The 17683-nt window shown below is 64.7% G+C and carries 15 protein-coding genes; 10 read left to right on the top strand and 5 right to left on the bottom strand.

What is annotated here, in order from left to right:
* The first annotated feature begins 6 nt into the window (after window positions 1-6).
* Window positions 7-1743 carry a ubiquinone-dependent pyruvate dehydrogenase gene (gene poxB, locus QA635_RS36280; RefSeq protein ID WP_283064650.1) on the top strand — a complete coding sequence of 579 codons (1737 nt, stop codon included), beginning with the start codon at window positions 7-9 and terminating at the stop codon, window positions 1741-1743.
* Window positions 1744-1833: 90 nt separating this feature from the next.
* On the opposite strand, the gene cycA is transcribed toward poxB, so the two are convergent.
* Window positions 1834-2226: a cytochrome c-550 CycA gene (cycA, locus tag QA635_RS36275; protein ID WP_018269764.1), complete on the bottom strand. Its 393-nt coding sequence runs from the start codon at window positions 2224-2226 to the stop codon at window positions 1834-1836.
* 235 nt (window positions 2227-2461) lie between these two features.
* On the opposite strand from cycA, the gene QA635_RS36270 reads away from it, so the two are divergent.
* The gene (locus tag QA635_RS36270; protein WP_283064648.1) at window positions 2462-3955 is read left to right on the top strand and encodes an FAD-linked oxidase C-terminal domain-containing protein; all 1494 of its coding nucleotides are present in this window, start codon (window positions 2462-2464) and stop codon (window positions 3953-3955) included.
* Between the two features lie 97 nt (window positions 3956-4052).
* Here QA635_RS36270 and QA635_RS36265 read toward each other — a convergent pair whose 3' ends face one another.
* Window positions 4053-4466: a hypothetical protein gene (locus QA635_RS36265; RefSeq protein ID WP_283064646.1), complete on the bottom strand. Its 414-nt coding sequence runs from the start codon at window positions 4464-4466 to the stop codon at window positions 4053-4055.
* Between the two features lie 321 nt (window positions 4467-4787).
* Between QA635_RS36265 and QA635_RS36260 the strand changes: the two genes are divergently transcribed.
* Window positions 4788-5933 (top strand): acyltransferase family protein, encoded by a 1146-nt coding sequence (locus QA635_RS36260; protein ID WP_283064644.1) that lies wholly within the window; start codon window positions 4788-4790, stop codon window positions 5931-5933.
* A 143-nt stretch (window positions 5934-6076) separates the two neighbouring features.
* Here QA635_RS36260 and QA635_RS36255 read toward each other — a convergent pair whose 3' ends face one another.
* Complete coding sequence (locus QA635_RS36255; RefSeq protein WP_283064642.1) at window positions 6077-6559, bottom strand: putative quinol monooxygenase; 483 nt, start codon at window positions 6557-6559, stop codon at window positions 6077-6079.
* A gap of 181 nt (window positions 6560-6740) precedes the next feature.
* Between QA635_RS36255 and QA635_RS36250 the strand changes: the two genes are divergently transcribed.
* From QA635_RS36250 to QA635_RS36230, 5 genes are all read left to right on the top strand, one after another.
* On the top strand, window positions 6741-7577 hold the full coding sequence (locus tag QA635_RS36250; RefSeq protein ID WP_283064640.1) for a hypothetical protein: 837 nt from the start codon (window positions 6741-6743) through the stop codon (window positions 7575-7577).
* Window positions 7578-7729: 152 nt separating this feature from the next.
* Entirely contained in the window at window positions 7730-8968 is a 1239-nt protein-coding gene (locus tag QA635_RS36245) for an FAD-binding protein (protein ID WP_283064638.1), read from the top strand.
* A complete protein-coding gene (gene glcF, locus QA635_RS36240) occupies window positions 8965-10281 on the top strand; it encodes a glycolate oxidase subunit GlcF (RefSeq protein WP_283064637.1) in 1317 nt (438 codons plus the stop codon). Before QA635_RS36245 ends, glcF begins: the two co-directional genes overlap by 4 nt.
* A 214-nt stretch (window positions 10282-10495) precedes the next feature.
* Window positions 10496-10912: a histone gene (locus QA635_RS36235; RefSeq protein WP_283064636.1), complete on the top strand. Its 417-nt coding sequence runs from the start codon at window positions 10496-10498 to the stop codon at window positions 10910-10912.
* Window positions 10913-11306: 394 nt separating this feature from the next.
* Window positions 11307-12302 (top strand): TorF family putative porin, encoded by a 996-nt coding sequence (locus tag QA635_RS36230; RefSeq protein ID WP_057018099.1) that lies wholly within the window; start codon window positions 11307-11309, stop codon window positions 12300-12302.
* 173 nt (window positions 12303-12475) lie between these two features.
* Here QA635_RS36230 and QA635_RS36225 read toward each other — a convergent pair whose 3' ends face one another.
* Entirely contained in the window at window positions 12476-14218 is a 1743-nt protein-coding gene (locus tag QA635_RS36225; protein WP_283064633.1) for an ABC transporter ATP-binding protein/permease, read from the bottom strand.
* A gap of 310 nt (window positions 14219-14528) precedes the next feature.
* Here QA635_RS36225 and QA635_RS36220 point away from each other — a divergent pair, with 310 nt between their 5' ends.
* Both QA635_RS36220 and QA635_RS36215 read left to right on the top strand, forming a co-directional pair.
* Window positions 14529-16199, top strand: coding sequence for an L-lactate permease (locus tag QA635_RS36220; RefSeq protein ID WP_283064631.1), 1671 nt, complete (start codon window positions 14529-14531; stop codon window positions 16197-16199).
* 155 nt (window positions 16200-16354) lie between these two features.
* Window positions 16355-16771 (top strand): META domain-containing protein, encoded by a 417-nt coding sequence (locus tag QA635_RS36215; RefSeq protein ID WP_283064630.1) that lies wholly within the window; start codon window positions 16355-16357, stop codon window positions 16769-16771.
* A gap of 60 nt (window positions 16772-16831) precedes the next feature.
* On the opposite strand, the gene QA635_RS36210 is transcribed toward QA635_RS36215, so the two are convergent.
* Window positions 16832-17500 (bottom strand): hypothetical protein, encoded by a 669-nt coding sequence (locus QA635_RS36210; RefSeq protein WP_283064627.1) that lies wholly within the window; start codon window positions 17498-17500, stop codon window positions 16832-16834.
* Window positions 17501-17683: the final 183 nt, after the last annotated feature.

The following is a 17683-nucleotide window of genomic DNA, read 5'->3' as shown; positions in this document are numbered from 1 at the left end:
CGTCTCATGCGGATCGACAACATTGCCGACCTCATCGCTGAAACCCTTGCCCAGGCCGGCGTCAAACGCATCTACGGTGTCGTCGGCGACAGCCTCAACGGCCTGACCGAGGCGTTGCGCAAGCGCGGCACGATCGATTGGCTGCATGTGCGTCACGAGGAGGTGGCCGCGTTCGCCGCCGCCGCCGAATCCCAGATCACGGGCGCGCTCGCGGTGTGCGCGGGCTCCTGCGGCCCGGGCAATCTGCATCTCATCAACGGCCTGTTCGACGCGCATCGCAGCCGCACGCCGGTGCTGGCGATCGCGGCCCAGATCCCCTCCGCTGAAATCGGCGGCGGATATTTCCAGGAGACCCATCCGCAGGACCTGTTTCGCGAATGCAGCCATTATTGCGAACTGGTGTCGGATCCGGCGCAACTGCCCTACATGCTGGAGAACGCGATCCGCGCCGCGGTCGGCAAGCGCGGTGTCGCCGTATTGGTGCTGCCGGGCGACGTCGCGATGCGGACGGCGCCGAAGCGCGACATCGCACCGAATGCCGGCCTGCTGCCGCCGGCGCCGGTGGTGCGTCCGGCCGACACCGAGTTGAATGCGCTGGCGGCGCTGCTCAATGGCGCGCGGCGCGTCACGCTATTCTGCGGCCGCGGCTGCGCCGGCGCGCATGACGGCTTGATCAAGCTTGCCGAGACGCTGAAGAGCCCGATCGTGCACGCGCTCGGCGGCAAGGAATATGTCGAATACGACAACCCCTACGACGTCGGCATGACCGGCTTCATCGGCTTTTCCTCCGGCTATGCCGCCATGCACGGCTGCGACGTGCTGCTGATGCTGGGCACCGATTTTCCCTACAAGCAGTTTTTCCCGACCGGCATCAACATCGCGCAGGTCGATATCCGCCCCGAAAATCTCGGCCGCCGCTGCAAGCTCGATCTCGGCATCGTCGGCGACGTCGGCGAGACCATCGCCGCGCTGCTGCCGAAGCTCCATGTGAAGACCGACCGCAAGCATCTCGATGCCAGCCTCGCGCATTACAAGGACGCCCGCGCCGGCCTCGACGATCTCGCCCGCGGCAAGCCGGGCCAGAAGCCGATCCATCCGCAATATCTGGCGCGCCTGCTCAGCGAGCAGGCGAGCGAGGATGCGGTGTTCACCGCCGACGTCGGCACGCCGACGATCTGGGCCGCGCGTTATCTGAAAATGAACGGCCGCCGCCGTCTGGTCGGCTCCTGGGTCCATGGCTCGATGGCCAATGCGATGGCGCATGCGATCGGCGCGCAGGCGGCGCAGCCGGGACGGCAGGTGGTGTCGATGTCCGGTGACGGCGGCTTCGCCATGCTGATGGGCGATTTGATCACGCTGACCCAGGCCAAGCTGCCGGTGAAGGTCGTGATCTTCAACAACAGCGTGCTCGGCTTCGTCGCGCTGGAGATGAAGGCCGCCGGCTTCATCGAGACCGGGGTCGATCTGAAGAATCCGGATTTCGCGGCGATGGCCCGCGCGATGGGCATTCACGGCGTCAGGGTGGAGGATCCCGGCGAGCTCGAGGGCGCGATCCGCGACGTGCTCGCGCATGACGGCCCGGCGGTGCTCGACGTCGTGACCGCGACGCAGGAGCTGTCGATGCCGCCGACCATTACGCTGGAGCAGGTGAAGGGATTCAGCCTGTGGGTGCTGCGCGCGGTGATGAGCGGCCGCGGCGACGAGGTGGTCGATCTCGCCAAGACCAATCTCTTGCCGCGCTGAAAGGGGATGGCGTTTCGAAGAAAGGCCATCCCCGTTCTAACGTCCGCCCCGGCATTGGCGCCGGGCGGACGGCGCGACCGATACCGCCGATTACTTCTGCTTGCCGTCCTTGTCGAACGAGGAGACATAGGCCCAGAGGTTGTTGGCCTCGTTCTCGTTCTTGATGCCGGCGAATGCCATCTTGGTGCCGGGGATCTTGGCCTTCGGATCCTTGATGTATTCGAGGAAGGTTTCCTTGTTCCAGGTGATGCCGGAATTCTTGTTGGCATCGGAATAATTGTAGTCCGGCGCGGAGCCGGAATGGCGGCCGTCGAGGCCGTTGAGCTCGGGGCCGACCTTGTTCTTGGCGCCTTCGCCGATTGCGTGGCAGGCGAGGCATTTATTGAACGAGGTCTTGCCGGCGGCGGCATCCTGCGCCAGCGCGGAGGATGCGGAAGCCAGCGATGTGACGACCGCCAGCGCGCTCAAGGTCTTTAGGTTCATAGGGTTCTCTTCGTTTCGTCCCGGGAGGTAGTGATCGTTTGTGGCATGTCCGGCTTGGACAGGACAAGCCACGAAACTTTGACAGGTTTCGCGGCCGCCCGCTTGTCCGAGAGAGAACTCGCCATTGCGGGGTGGGGCAATCCGACCTTCGGCCGGTGCACTGAAACAGGTGCAGACGTGATTGATTTGTCGTAACAAATCGGCGAAGGGCAAAAGCCCAGCCGAGGGAACAACGATGTCCATCATGATGCCGGCGGCCGACCAGGCCGTCCTCGCTCGCCGCGCCGAAATCGTGGCCGCCTTGCGCGCAATCGTCCCGGGCGAGGGCGTGATCGACAGCGCCGCCGAGATGCTCGCCTATGAATCCGACGGCCTGACCGCCTATCGGCAGCCGCCGATGGTCGTGGTGCTGCCCGATACCACCGAGCAGGTGTCGAAGGTGCTCAAATATTGCCAGGGCCAGGGCATCAAGGTGGTGCCGCGCGGCTCCGGCACCTCGCTGTCCGGCGGCGCGCTGCCGCTTGCCGACGGCGTGCTGCTCGGGCTCGGCAAGTTCAAGCGGGTTCGCGAGATCGACTTCGACAACCGCGTCGTCGTCACCGAGCCCGGCGTCACCAACCTCGCGATCAGCCAGGCGGTCGCGCATGCCGGCTTCTACTACGCGCCCGATCCGTCGTCGCAGATCGCCTGCTCGATCGGCGGCAATGTCGCGGAAAATTCCGGCGGCGTGCACTGCCTGAAATACGGCATGACCACCAACAACGTGCTCGGCTGCGAGATCGTGCTGATGAGTGGCGAGATCCTGCGCATCGGCGGCAAGTCGGCCGAGAATGCCGGCTATGATCTGATGGGAATCATCACCGGCTCGGAAGGGCTGCTCGGCGTCATCACCGAGATCACGGTGCGCATCCTGCAGAAGCCGGAGACGGCGCGTGCGCTGATGGTCGGCTTCGCCGAGGTCGAGGCGGCCGGCGAATGCGTCGCGCGGATCATCGGCGCCGGCATCATCCCGGGCGGCATGGAGATGATGGACAAGCCCGCGATCCACGCCGCGGAGGCGTTCGTTCACGCCGGCTATCCGCTCGACGTCGAGGCGCTGTTGATCATCGAGCTCGACGGCCCTCAGGTCGAGGTCGACGAGCTGATCAAGCGGGTCGAGGCGATCGCGCAAGGCTGCGGCTCGACCTCCTGCCAGATCTCGACCTCGGAGGCCGAGCGCAATCTGTTCTGGGCCGGCCGCAAGGCGGCGTTCCCGGCGGTCGGGCGGATCTCGCCGGACTACCTCTGCATGGACGGCACCATCCCGCGCGGCGCCTTGCCGAAGGCCCTGGCGCGGATCCGCGACCTCTCGGAGAAATACGGCCTCGGCGTCGCCAATGTGTTCCACGCCGGCGACGGCAATCTGCACCCCTTGATCCTCTACGATGCCAACAAGCCGGGCGAGATCGAGAAGGCGGAGGCGTTCGGCGCCGACATCCTGCGCTGCTGCGTCGAGCTCGGCGGCGTGCTCACCGGCGAGCACGGCGTCGGCATCGAGAAGCGCGACCTGATGCCGGACATGTTCACCGAGATCGACCTCAACCAGCAGCAGCGGTTGAAATGCGCTTTCGATGCCGGGGGCCTGCTCAACCCCGGCAAGGTGTTTCCGACCCTGCACCGCTGCGCAGAGCTCGGCCGCGTGCATGTCCACGCCGGCAAGCTGGCCTTCCCGGATATCCCGCGGTTCTAGAGCATGATCCGGAAAAGTGCGAAGCGGTTTTCCGAAAAGATCATGGTCAAACAAAGAGCTAAAGCGCGATGACGATTCAACCCAATCTCATCGCGCTTTAGTACCGTCTGAGCAGCCCCGACGCCGCGCCGCTATCGCCATAGGCGGCGCAGGCCCCTTCCGGGTCTCTGATCAACGCCGCCCGGACTCGCTTGAAGGTCTTGCCGGCCGCTTCGGACACCTCGGGGCGGAATTTGCGCGGATCGTAGTCATTGCCGTCGTGAGCCTTGATCGCCGCGTCGAACGCATTGATCATGGCCATCGCGGCGTCGGGGCTGCCGAGAAGTCTGGCGCCCGTTTGAACGCCGCCGGCACCGTTGGCCTCATATCCGGTGCATCGTTGTTCGAGCACCGCGGCTGCGGTCGCGAGCTGGTCGAGGAACGTCGCCTCGGCGTCGGTGAGCATGGCGGCATCCGCCTGTCCCGGCGCGGTGATCGCGAGCAGCGCGATGGCTATCGGTTTGATGTGCATCGTGGTGGTTTCTCCCAGTGGAGCCGCGATCAAATCAACGGTTGCCGAATGACGATAACAAGCCCTGCTTCCACGGCATCAGGAACCACGTCAGCTAATGGCCCCGAGGCCAACATGCGTGAGCGTGCGCCCAGAGCCACTAACGCGCGAGGGCCGGTTGGTACAATTCGACGGATCGCCCTAGCCAGTCGATAACCTTAACCGATGCTTGCCGCGGTGGCCGCCGCCGCGCGTCGCTGCAATTACAGCGCCGACCCATTTACACGGCCTTAGACTGTTGCTCGGTATTTTCCGCAGATGCATGTCTTCGGGAGCACATCGATGCCCAGCCTGGCCGATCAGCTGGCGCTTTCGCGCAATCGGCCCGCGGGTTTCGATTACATGCGGATCGCGCTGGCGGCGTCGATCATTGGCCTGCACAGCACGAACGTGACGCTCGGGCTCGGCCGCGCGCTGGAAATCCAGAGCACGCTGCGCATCGGCGTCGCGATGATCCTTGCGCTGTTCTTTGCCCTGAGCGGCTTCCTGGTGACCGCAAGTCTGCTCCGGTGCAAGAGCCTGATTTCCTTCCTCGGCCTGCGCGTGCTGCGGATCGGACCGGCGCTCGCGGTCGAAACCACGCTATCGGCAATCATCATCGGATCGGTCTTCACCGAGCTGCCGTTGGCGCAATATGTCGCCGATCCGAAATTCCACGCCTATTTTCTCAATATCGTCGGCGACATCCATTACGAGCTGCCGGGCGTATTCCTGCACAATCCGCTGCCCGATCTGGTGAACGCCCAGCTCTGGACCGTGCCGTATGAGCTGTGGTGCTACGTCATCCTGGCGCTGCTCGCCGTGCTCACGATCTGCTTCAACCGGGTGGCGTTCCTGGGGTTCATGGTGATCACCCAGATCGGGCTCATCGCCTACGACATCTGGCGCTGGGACGAGGTACCGATCCAGCTTCGCCCGCACCTTCTGGTGTTCTGCTTCCTTGCCGGCGTCGGCTTCTACCTCTGGCGCGACAAGGTGCCGTTCAACCGCACGGTGTGCCTGCTGGCGCTGGTGCTGTGCGCCGCCGGCATGGCGACCGGGCGCGGCGACGCGCTGGCTCCCGTGCCGGCCGCCTATGTCGCCTGCTATCTCGGCGTGATGAACCCTCGGCGGAGCTGGATCGTCTCGTCAGGCGATTACTCCTACGGGCTTTATCTCTACGGCTTCGTCATCCAGCAATGCGTCGCCACGTTCGGCCCGCCGGTCCAGCACTGGTATCTGAACCTCCTGATCAGCCTGCCGCTCGCCTTCGGCGTCGCCGTCGCGTCCTGGCATCTCGTCGAGAAACGCGCGCTTCGGCTCCGAACCCAGGTCGAGAGCCTCGAGGCGGCGGTGCTGTCGCGGATCTCGATCGTCGGCTTCTGGCGCAGGCCGCCCGAGCGGGCCGGCTTGCGCGCAACGCTCGGCAACAGCGGCGCGTCGATCTGACCCGCGCCGGCGGGAAGTACGAGCTTCGGTTCTGATTGAATCAGAACCGAAGCTCTCGCTTCTTGTTTTGACGCGTTTTCTTCACGCGAACCGGGTCCACTTCGCTCGAAAACGCTTTAGTATCCTCCCCGCCGCGCTTTTCTTCACAGCAGCGCGTATTGCGACCGCTCGCGCTTGGCGAGCAGCGGCAGCGCCTGCTCCGCGATGTAGGTCTTGAAAGCCGCGCTGTCCTGGTGTGCCTTGAACGCGGCTTCGTCCTGGAACAATTCGTAGAACAGGAATTGCGCCGGATTATCCTTGCCGCGGCCGATCAGGAACAGCTTGGTGCCGGGGTCCTTCTGCGCCTCGGGCAGGAAGCCGTCGAGGATTTCCGCCACCTTGTCGGCCTGTCCCTCCTTGGCTTCCCATTGCGCCACAACCAGAAGGCCTGACGTGTTGATCGCGTCGCTGATGGTTCTCGTGCTCATCGCATAGTGCTTCATTGGCATTCCTCCGTTGCTGTGCTCCGATCGAGCTTGCGATCCGGCGAAGGGCGAGACGCCGGCGATCGCCATGATCGCGAACGAGCCGATGGCCGATCGTCGGGTGAGGATCATCGTCGTGGTCGAAACTTCCGAACGTTTCATGTTCGCCTCCAGATGATTCGCGCCAACCGTCCTGCCGGCCGAACCGCAACGCGAGAGATAGTGGATCGTTCGGCGAACCGAGTTCGGCGATGATCGAAATGTCGATGTCGTGAAAACAGTTCGGCAATGATCGAAGTGTTGCAGCAGAGACCGCACGACGCGATTTTCCCGATATCGGCGCTTGCCACGCTGCGACGCATGGAAGCATCGCGCTAACGGCGGCTTAAGTCGCCAGTCGTACAGTTCCGGCATGGTCAAGGTCACAGACATCGGAGGCCTCGAAGGGCGTATGTGCGGTCATCTGGCGGCCAGCCTCTGCGCATTCTTTGCCGGACCCGGCTGCGATGGTGCCGGCCAGAAAGGCGGCTTCATCGCGCGCACCTGCCCGAGCGACTGGGTGGCCGCCGAGCAGGCGCTGCTCGCCGTCGGCGTGATGCATGTCGAGCCGGTCGGAGCCGACGACGCCGTGACAAGGGCCGTGTTTTCGATGAATGCGGCAGAGATGCCGGATTTCCTCGCTGCTTCGATTGGCGACGGCGACCCGCGTATCGTGCAAATCGTGCAGTCCTTTGTCGCCATCGCCTGCGGCGGCTACAGCCGAGACGTCCTGTCGGACCAGCGCGACTGGTTCGAACCTCCTCCCGGATACGCGACGGCGATGAAGTGGCTCGCACGCCACGGATACGCCGAACGGGAGCAGCACGCGTTCCGCTGGACCGACAGGATCGGGCCGGCGATGCGCGCCAGCCAGATATGGAACCATCAAGACCGATCCGTCGAGGCAATCGAACGCATCGAGCGCGATGCCGAGTGTGAGCTGATCTGGTCGACCATGCCGGACACGCTCAAGCAGGGGGTCAAATCAGGCCGGGTCAGCTTCTTCGATTTGGTCAAGGCGCTGGCGCTCGGATGGAGGGACGGCCGGTGGCGCGCCCACAGAGGTGACGAGCCCTTCGAACTCTCGGGCCAAACTCTCCTGGCGCGGCGAATTTTTGAGCTGGCGGGACGTTCCGAGTAGGGCAGCCTGACCGCGGTTTCCATGCCTGCCGGATGGCGCCAAGCCCCGGCCGCCGGGCCCTTCCGTCGGGATTACGAGGTCGGCTTGCCGCATTCAGACGTTCGTTCGGTGCGCATTTGATTTCGGCGCGAAATTTCGTTACCGCCTAGCGTGTGGATACGCTCAAGGTCAGAGACGCAAAAGACGTCGAGGAAGTGGTGCGCGCGGCGGTTGCCAGCGAGCAGCCGCTTGAGGTCATTGGACATGGATCGAAGCGCGCCATCGGCCATCCGATGGCGACCAATGCGCTGCTCGACGTCTCGGCGCTGAATGCGGTCACCTCCTATGAGCCGAACGAACTGATCATCACCGTGCAGGCCGGCGCGCCGCTCGCCGACGTGCAATCCCTGATCGACGCCAAGAACCAGCAATTCGCCTTCGAGCCGATGGACACGTCTGTGCTGCTCGGCACCGCGGGCGCCGGCACGATTGGCGGCATGATCGGCGCCGGACTGGCCGGTCCCCGCCGCATCAAGGCCGGTGGTATCAGGGATCATCTGCTCGGGGCGCACGCGGTGTCCGGGTTTGGCGACAGCTTCAAGACCGGCGGGCGGGTGGTGAAGAACGTCACCGGCTACGATCTCTGCAAGCTGCTGACCGGCTCCTGGGGCACGCTCGCGGTCATGACCGAGGTCACGCTTAAGGTCATGCCGAAGCCGGAAGCCGAGCGGACGCTGCTGCTGCGCGGGCTCGACGACGTCACCGCCAACAGGGCGATGACGGCGGCGCTGGGTTCGCCCTTCGACGTCTCCGGCGCCGCGCATCTTCCGGGTTCGGCGTTGCGGACCGGGGGCGGTGCGCTCGCCGGCCTCGCAGCCTCCGGCCAGCCGGTCACGCTGGTGCGGCTGGAGGGGATTTCGGCGTCGGCGGCACATCGGGCGGCCTCGCTGAGCCAGACGCTCTCGTCCTATGGAACGGTCGACAGCCTCGCCGACGATGCGTCGGCCGCAATCTGGAGTGCGCTGCGCGACGTGGTGCCGTTCGCGGCGAACGGCGCGCTCGGGGCCTGGCCGGTGTGGCGTATCGTTTGCCCGCCGGCCTCTGGCGGCGCGCTGGGCCAGGCGTTGTCGCGCGCCACCGGCGGCGACGTGATCTACGACTGGGGCGGGGGGCTGATCTGGGCCGCGGTGCCGCCGGGCGCCGACGCCCAGGCCACGCTGGTCCGCGGCCAGGTCGAGGCGATTGGCGGGCACGCCACCCTGATCCGCGCCACCGAGGATGAGCGCCGGGCGGTCGATGTGTTCCAGCCGCAGGCGGCCGGGCTTGCCGCGCTCGGTGAACGGGTCCGGGCGAGCTTCGATCCGAGGTCCGTCCTCAACCGCGGCCGGATGATGCGAGGCGGGGCTGCATGAAGACCGAGTTTTCCCTGGCGCAGCTTGCCGATCCCGACATCAAGGAAGCCGACAAGATCCTGCGCGCCTGCGTGCATTGCGGCTTCTGCACCGCGACCTGCCCGACCTATGTGCTGCTCGGCGACGAGCTCGATAGCCCGCGCGGCCGCATCTACCTGATCAAGGAGATGCTGGAGAAGGACAAGCCGCCGACGGCCGACGTGGTCAAGCATATCGACCGCTGCCTGTCGTGCCTCGCCTGCATGACGACCTGTCCGTCGGGCGTGAACTACATGCACCTCGTCGACCAGGCCCGGGTCCGGATCGAGCGGGATTACCAGAGACCGCTGACCGAGCGGCTGCTGCGGTCGGTGCTCGCCCTCGTGCTGCCGCGGCCGGGCCTGTTCCGGATCAGCATGATCCTGGCCGGGCTCGCCCGTCCGTTCGCCGCATTGCTGCCGACGCCATCGGTCGGTGCGTCGAGCCCGGGTCTGCTGCGGCGGATCAAGGCGATGCTGGCGCTCGCGCCGCGTGGCCTGCCGCAACCGGGGCCGGCTGCGGGAACCGTGTTTGCGCCGATCGGCCGGCGGCGCGGCCGGGTCGCGCTGCTGCAGGGCTGCGCCCAGCAGGTGCTGGCGCCACGCATCAATCAGGCCGCGATCAATGTCCTGACCCGGCACGGCGTCGAGGTGGTGCTGGTCAAGGACGAGCAATGCTGCGGCGCGTTGACCCATCACATGGGACAGGACGGCGACGCGCTGGCGCGCGCGCGGGCCAACATCACAGTGTGGCAAAGGGAAGCGGACCAGAACGGGCTCGACGCCATCCTGGTGACGACCTCGGGCTGTGGGACAGTTGTCAAAGACTACGGCTACCTGCTGCGCGAGGACAAAACATTCGCGGAGCCGGCCAAGCGAATCTCGGCGCTGGCAAAGGATATCACCGAGTATCTCGCTGGCCTCGAGCTCGCGCCTTCAACGCAGAAAGGCGACATCACCGTCGCCTATCACTCGGCTTGTTCGTTGCAGCATGGACAGAAAATCACTCAACTTCCGAAAGAATTGCTTTCCAAGAATGGATTCGTGGTGAAAGATGTGCCCGAGAGCCATTTGTGTTGCGGTTCGGCGGGGACCTACAACATTCTCCAGCCCGACATTGCGAGCAGATTGCGCGATCGCAAGGTCGCCAATATTGCGCTTGTCAAACCGGACATGATCGCTGCGGGCAATATTGGCTGCATGGTTCAGATTGCCGGCGGTACGTCAGTTCCTGTGGTGCACACGATTGAGCTTCTCGATTGGGCGACAGGAGGTCCCCGGCCAGGATTGAATTGATCGACTGCCACTCGAGCATGATCCGGACCTCAGCCTTGCCCTGACGCAACGTGAAGGACCGGCGCTTCCTTGCCACAGACGCGAAGCGATCGCGCGGCCATCATGCCCGACAAGCGAAGTGGAGGGTGCCTCTCCTCGAGGTGCAGCCAACGTCCGGCAAGCGATCACTTCAATACGCCCGGTGGACTCAGATAGCGGCAACAGGAGGACCACGATGGCGAAGTCGAAGAAGGCGAAGAAAAGCAAGAAGGCCAAAAAGGCCAAGAAGGTGGTAGCGGCGAAGAAGAGGTCCGCGAAGAAGTCGGCCAAGAAGGCTGCAAAGAAATCCGCCAGGAAGGCTGCAAAGAAATCGGCGAAGAAGTCGGCCAAGAAAGCTGCAAAGAAAACGGCAAAGAAAGCCGCCAAGAAGGCTGCGCCGAAGAAGGCTGCCAAGAAAGCCGCTGCCAAGAAGAGCGCGCCGAAGAAGGCCGCTGCTCCGAAGAAGGCCGCCGCGCCGAAGCCGGCGGCCCCGGTCGCGGCACCTCCGGCGCCCGAGCCCGCGCCGCAGCCGGCTCCGAGCTGGGCCACACCGAGCCACGAACCGGCGCCGGGCTGGATTGCCGGATCGGCCGACGGCGGCGAGCACCACTAAGCCGCTGCCACATTGCCGAGGTTCAAGTGATCGAAGCCGCAGCGCGCCACGCTGCGGCTTCTTCCGTAGGTGCGGTGACAATCCGTGCTTTTACGGGCACGGCGATTCGCACCGAACGCTCTCGCGCCGAGCCGACTGTTGCCGTTTCCCTGTCCGAATGACCGGTTCAACCGGTGCGGGAGCAGCAGTCTTGTGGTGCAAATGCAACACCCGCAAGTCAACATGCGGCAAGATGGCTAGAACGCCTAAAAAGGCGGCACATGCATGTCTTTTTGGCTTCACGGTACCGTGCACGGGCCTCAGATTGATCCACGCGATTTAGTTGCAGTCCGTTAGCGCGCGCCCTGGGGGCCACCGGAGCTGGGCTGTCTGGAAAAGTTAGATGGGGATCGTCATGAAGAAACTGGCTTTGTTAGCAACGGCGCTAGCAATGATTTCGAGCTCGGCAATGGCAGCTGACATGGCGGTGAAGGCCGTCAAGGCGCCGCCGCCGGCTCCGTTCGACCCGTGGGACATCGCCTTTGGCGCTGGCATCATGAGCGACTACATCTTCCGCGGCGTCACCCAGTCCAACCACAATCCGTCGGTCACGGCCTATTTCGAGCCGCGCTACAACGTCAGCAAGGACCTGCAGCTCTACGTCGGTACGTCGACCGAAAGCATCTCCTTCGCCAACCGCGCCGCGGCTGAAGTCGACGTCTACGGCGGTATCCGCCCGACCTTCGGCGCCTTCGCCTTCGACATCGGTGTCTGGGGTTACCTGTATCCGGGTGGAACCTGCTATTACGGCGGCGGTGCCGTGGCCGACTTCGCAGGCAATCCGCTGAGCGCCGATTGCCAGGCCAACACCCTCACCAACCTCGCCGTCATGAAGAAGGACGTCTCGTTCTTCGAAGTCTATGGCAAGGCGACCTGGACCATCAACGACAACTGGGCGTTCACCATCAACGAATACTACTCGCCGAACTTCCTCAACACCGGCGCCTGGGGCAACTACTCCTCGATCATCGGCAAGTACACTGCGCCGAGCACCGTGTTCGGCAGCAGCGGCGTCGGCATGTATGTGTCGGGTGAGTTCGGCCGGCAGTGGCTCGGCACCTCGGACAGCTTCTACGGTGTCCCGGCGTTCCCGAACGGCATCAAGTATGCCGACTACAACACCTGGAACATCGGCATCGGCTTCACCTACAAGGTGTTCACGCTCGATCTGCGCTACTCCGACACCGACATGTCGAAGGGTGATTGCAGCGCCTTCACCAGCGACTTCACCGCGGGCGGAACCACTGCCGTCACCCCGATCAATCCGGGTGGCACGAGCTCCAACTGGTGCGGCGCGGCCGGCATCGCCAAGCTCTCGGTTGACCTGACCGCGATGTCCAACCTGAAGTAATCACTCCTTCGGGAGATCGAGGGGCGGCAGAGCAATCTGCCGCCCCTTTTTGTTTTGGCCGGCCAGGTCCGATCGGCACAGGGCGGACAACAGCAAAAGGCGTTCGCGAGACCTGTGGGCTGCCTCCGCTGGGCTAAGCCGCAAGCCGTGGCCGCGGCTGACCCATGATGCCGCTACGACGCGGCGACCTTGACCGCGTCGCGCAGGGTGAAGCGGTCGCCGTCGCGGACTAGCGTGACGTTGCGCTGATGGAAGGCATCGAGCGTTGAGCGGTGGCCGATCGAAACCACCGTGGTGCCGGGCAGCCTCTCGGCAATCAGCCTGTACAGCGCGGCTTCCGACGGCTCGTCGAGCGAGGCCGTCGCCTCGTCCAGGAACAGGAATTGCGGCGCATGCAGCAGCGCCCGCGCGATGCCGAGCCGCTGCTGCTCGCCGAGCGACAGCATCCGGTTCCAGTGCGCTTGTTCCTCGAGCCGCGCCGCAAGCTGCGGCAGCCCGACGGCGGTGAGGACCTCGCGGACCCGGCCCGCGTCGTAGCTCGCAGCCTGGCCCGGATAAACCACCGCATCATGCAGCGAGCCGATCGGCAGATAGGGGCGCTGCGGCAGCATCATCAGGCTGGCATTGGCCGGGATCTCGACCGCGCCATCGCCGAACGGCCAGATGCCGGCGATCGCGCGGAACAGCGTCGACTTGCCGGCGCCGGAGGGGCCGGTGACAAGGGTGTGTTCATTGTCGCGGAGGCTGAAGCCGTCGGCCGCGAGCAACGGCTTGCCATCCGGCAGGGTGACCAGGAGATCGTCGAGATCGATCCTGTCGCCGCCTGTCGGTTTGACGTGGATGATGTCCTGCCGTTGCGCGAGCGCATCGCCGCCGCGCATCGAGTTCTCGAAGCCATCGAGACGCGCGATCACCGCTTGCCATTCGGCCAGCGTCCGGTAGGCCGTGATGAAGAACGACAGTGAATCCTGCACGCTGCTGAACGCGGAGGCGGTCTGCATCATGCCGCCGAGCTGGATCTTGTTGGCGAAATAGGCCGGTGCGATCAACACGTAGGGGAAGATCACCGCGGCTTGCGAATAGGTCGCGGTGAACGCGGTCAGCTTCTTGGTGCGCTGCATGATGTCGAGCCAGTTCGCGACCACGAATCCGAAGCGATCGAGCAATCGCGTGCGCTCGACCGGTTCACCGTCGAGCAGTGCAATCTGCTCGGCGTTCTCCCGGGTCCGCACCAGGTTGAAGCGAAAATCGGCTTCGAACCGTTGCTGCCGGAAGTTGAGGTTGGCCAGCGGCCTGCCGATCACATGGGTCAAGACCGTTCCGAGGGTCGCGTAGACCAGCGCGCCCCATACCAGATAGCCGGGAATCGCGATGTCCCTGCCGAACAGATGCAGCGGCGCCTGATTGGAAAGGCCCCACAGGATGAACACGAAGGAAGCAAGCGTCACCACGGCGCTCAACAATCCGATCCCGAGCGTCAGGGTCTGTTCGACGAAGCGCTGGGTGTCCTCGGCGATACGCTGGTCCGGGTTGTCAGCGGCATCGCCGAGCAACTGCATGCGATAGTGGTTGGCATCGTGCAGCCAGCCGCCGAGATAACGCGTGGTCATCCAGCGCCGCCAGCGGATCTGTAGCCATTGATTGAGATAGAGCTGGTAGACCTTCAGACCGATCCAGAACGCTGCAAGCACGCAGAAATAACCGATCTGATAGGTGAAGACTGCCTGATCGCGTTCCTGCAGCGCGTTGTAGAAAACATTGTTCCAGCGGTTGAACAGCACGGTCAGAAAGACGCTGGCGAGCTCGATGATCACCACCGCGCCCAAAAGCCCGCGGCCCGCCCATTTGTCCTCGGAGTTGAAGTAGGGCGAGGCGATGCGCCACACCGTCGCGAGCGTCGAGCGAATGTTGTTCACAGATTATCGTCTCCGGGGAAGCGGCCGCAAAGGCCTGAAGAATCGGGACAATTGGGGTAATCCTCGACTAAAGTCGTAGGTCTGGCATGCAAGCGTTGGCTTGTCCCGGCAATCGAGTCAACCCTAGCATGACGACAACGGCGAGGGGCGGGGGACCTTCGATTTTTCGCGAGGATGTGAGCGATCCTTACCGATCGTTCATTCGCGAGCCGGGGCTGCAGCTTTTCCGACGGACTCCCGCAATCGCACCAGTCGCGCCTGCCCGCATGCAGGCCGGCGCGCTGCATAAAAATGTGGGAAGGATCCCGAGATGAACACCTGGAATCAAATCTACAACCCGCTGGGCAATGCGGCGCTGTCGACGGTCGCGGCCGCCATTCCCGTGGTCACGCTGCTGGTGCTGATCGCCAGCGGCAAGGTGAAGGCGCACATTGCGGCCATCATTGCCGTGATCGTGACCAACCTGATCACGATCTTCGTCTTCACCATGCCGGCCAACATGTCGATCCGCGCCACCCTGCTTGGCGTGATCACCGGGTTCTTCCCGATCGGCTGGATCGTGCTCAACGTCATCTTCCTCTACCAGGTCACGGTGAGGTGCGGGAAGTTCGAGCTGCTCAAGCGCGCGGTCGGCGGCGTCACCGAGGACCGGCGGTTGCAGCTGCTGTTGATCGCGTTCTCGTTCGGCGCCTTCTTCGAGGGCGCCTCTGGGTTCGGCACGCCGGTCGCGATCACCGGCGCGGTGCTGATCGGGCTCGGCTTCTCACCGCTCGCCGCGTCCGGCCTGTCGCTGATCGCCAACACGGCACCCGTTGCCTACGGTGCGCTCGGCACGCCGATCCAGGGCCTCGCCTCGGTCACCGGCCTCGACCCCTATATCCTCGGCGCGATGGTCGGCCGGCAGCTGCCGCTGTTCTCGCTGATCGTGCCGTTCTGGGTGGTGTGGGCGTTTGCCGGCTGGCGCGGCATGAAGGAGGTGTGGCCGGCAATCCTGGTCACCGGCGTGTCGTTTGCGGTCCCGCAATTCGTGATCTCGAACTACATCAACCCCTGGATCGTCGACATCGGCGCCTCGCTGATCTCGATGGGCGCCCTGATCCTGTTCCTGAAGGTCTGGCAGCCGCGGCAGCTCTGGCTGTCGCCGGCGCTGCGCGGCCGCGATGAATCGGCGGCGACGATGGCCGCCGCACCTCCGCTCGACAAGACGCCGCTGACCCAGGGTGAAATGTGGAGCGCGCTGCTGCCGTGGATCATCGTCTGCATCCTGATGCTGATCTGGGGCAACGGTGCCTTCAAGGCCTGGGCGAACGCCAACTTCGTCTGGAACTATCCGGTCCCCGAGCTCGACAAGCTGATCTTCAAGGTGCCGCCGGTGGCCGCCAAGCCGACGCCGGAAGGCGCCGTGTTCGGCTTCACCTATCTGTCGTTCACCGGCACCGGCATGCTGATCGCCGCGATCATCTCGGGTCTGTTGATGGGCTTCTCGCCGCTCAAGCTGATCGCCGAGTATGGCCGCACCATCCGCATCTGCGCGATCTCGCTGATCACGATCTCGGCGATGCTGGCGATCGGCACGCTGACCCGGCTGTCCGGCGTCGACGCCACGCTCGGCCTCGCCTTCGCGGCGACCGGCGTGCTCTATCCCTTCTTCGGCACCTTGCTCGGCTGGCTGGGCGTGGCGCTGACCGGATCGGATACCGCGTCGAACGTGCTGTTCGGCAATCTGCAGAAGATCACCTCCGAGCAGCTCGGCCTGTCGCCGATCCTGATGGCGGCGGCGAACTCCTCGGGCGGCGTGATGGGCAAGATGATCGACGCGCAATCGATCGTGGTCGCCTCGACCGCGACCAACTGGTACGGCCACGAGGGCTCGATCCTGCGCTACGTGTTCCTGCATTCGATCGTGCTGGCGTGTCTGGTCGGTCTGTTCGTGACCCTGCAGGCCTATGTCTATCCGTTCACGATACTGGTGCTGAAATAGCGCCACGACGCGTTTGGCGAACCAGGAATCCCCGCGAGCGAACGGCTCGCGGGGATTTGCTTTTCAGGCACATTTTCCGGCAATGCCAATCTGGCCAATCGCGCTCTGCTCCCATAGAAGGGGCCGCAGTTGCGCGTCGCATTTCGAGGATTGGCATGATTTCGATGAGGCGAGATTTGAACGGCGGCATCGCCGCGTTGGCGCTGGTTGCCGCGACTCTCGCCGCAGATGCGGCGCGGGCCCAAGAGGAGTTCCCGTTCGGCTTCGTGATGACGCTCGATGCCGCGCGCATGCCGGGCTCCAAGCGGATTCCCTCGATCGAGGTCGGCGACAATGGCGAGGTGATCCTCGAGCTGTGGTGCGACGGCGGCAAGGGCCAGTTCTCGGTGGCCGGCAACACCATCGTCTTCGTTCCCGGCGCGATGGAGAACCGCACCTGCACGCCGGAGCGGGCGCAGGCGGACAAGGATCTGCTGGCTGCGCTCGGCGACATGACGAGCTGGCGGCGGCACGGTGACGAGGTGACCTTCACCGGCAGCAAGTCGCTGCGTTTCGTGATCAACAGCAACTAAAGCGTCATCGAGCGAAGCGGACGGCGGTTCGCGTCAAGCAAACGCGTCAAGACAAAACGCTCAGGGCGTTGCGATCAGTCCGCTTGCGGTGGCGACGATCCAGCGGTTGCCCCAGCGCACGATGGAATCGACCCGTCCGAGGCCGGGCACGACGTCGCCGCGCGCGGCCATCTTGACACCCTCGGGCCCCTCGAGCACGGCGGTGCCGTCGCGGACTTCGACCACCGACCATCCCGGGATGGTGCTCGGCCGCGTCTCCGGCGCCGCCGCCTGCTTCGGCCCCAATGCGGCGGCCTGTGCATTCAAGGTCGTCGGCGCGGCGCCCAAGGCGAGCGGACGCGGGCTTGCCGGCGCGGTCCTCGGAATGCTGCCGGTGACGACGGGGTCGGCGTTGGACGCAGCCCGGCGTGGGCTCTCCTTTCGACTCGGCGCCACCTCCGCAATGTGCGGGGCCGGCGCTTCCTTTTGGGCCACCGGCACCGGGGCGGGAGCTGCAAGGTCGTGCCAGTTGGCTCCGCCGGTCCATCCCAGCACGAAGCTTGCGGCGAGTGCGGTCGCTGCCAAGAGCGCGGTGCCGATGCGGTCGGCAAACGGCTCCCGCAGCAGCAGGGCGGCGTCGTGGTTCTCGCCGGTGACATCCCAGAGGTCCGCCGTCTGTGCCGGCGAATGACCCTCCGTCACATCCGTCGGCCAGATGCTCGCAGCGTTGATCGGCTCGCGGTCTTGCATGGCGTGACCTGTGTTCGATGGCGCGAAGCATGATCCTCGAAACTAAATCGAGCCTTAATTTTCGGTGACCGAACTGCGGCGGCACGAAGTCTTTTGGTCGCATGCCCCCGTAGATTGACGGGGTGGCGGCGCCATCAGACAGTTGCGGCAACGACCCTCCAGCCGGCACCGAACCGTGTCCGA

This window comes from Bradyrhizobium brasilense (assembly GCF_029714345.1).
GTDB lineage: Bacteria > Pseudomonadota > Alphaproteobacteria > Rhizobiales > Xanthobacteraceae > Bradyrhizobium > Bradyrhizobium australafricanum.
Note: the sequence above shows the minus strand (reverse complement) of the source record. Positions and strands in the feature narration are given on the sequence as shown.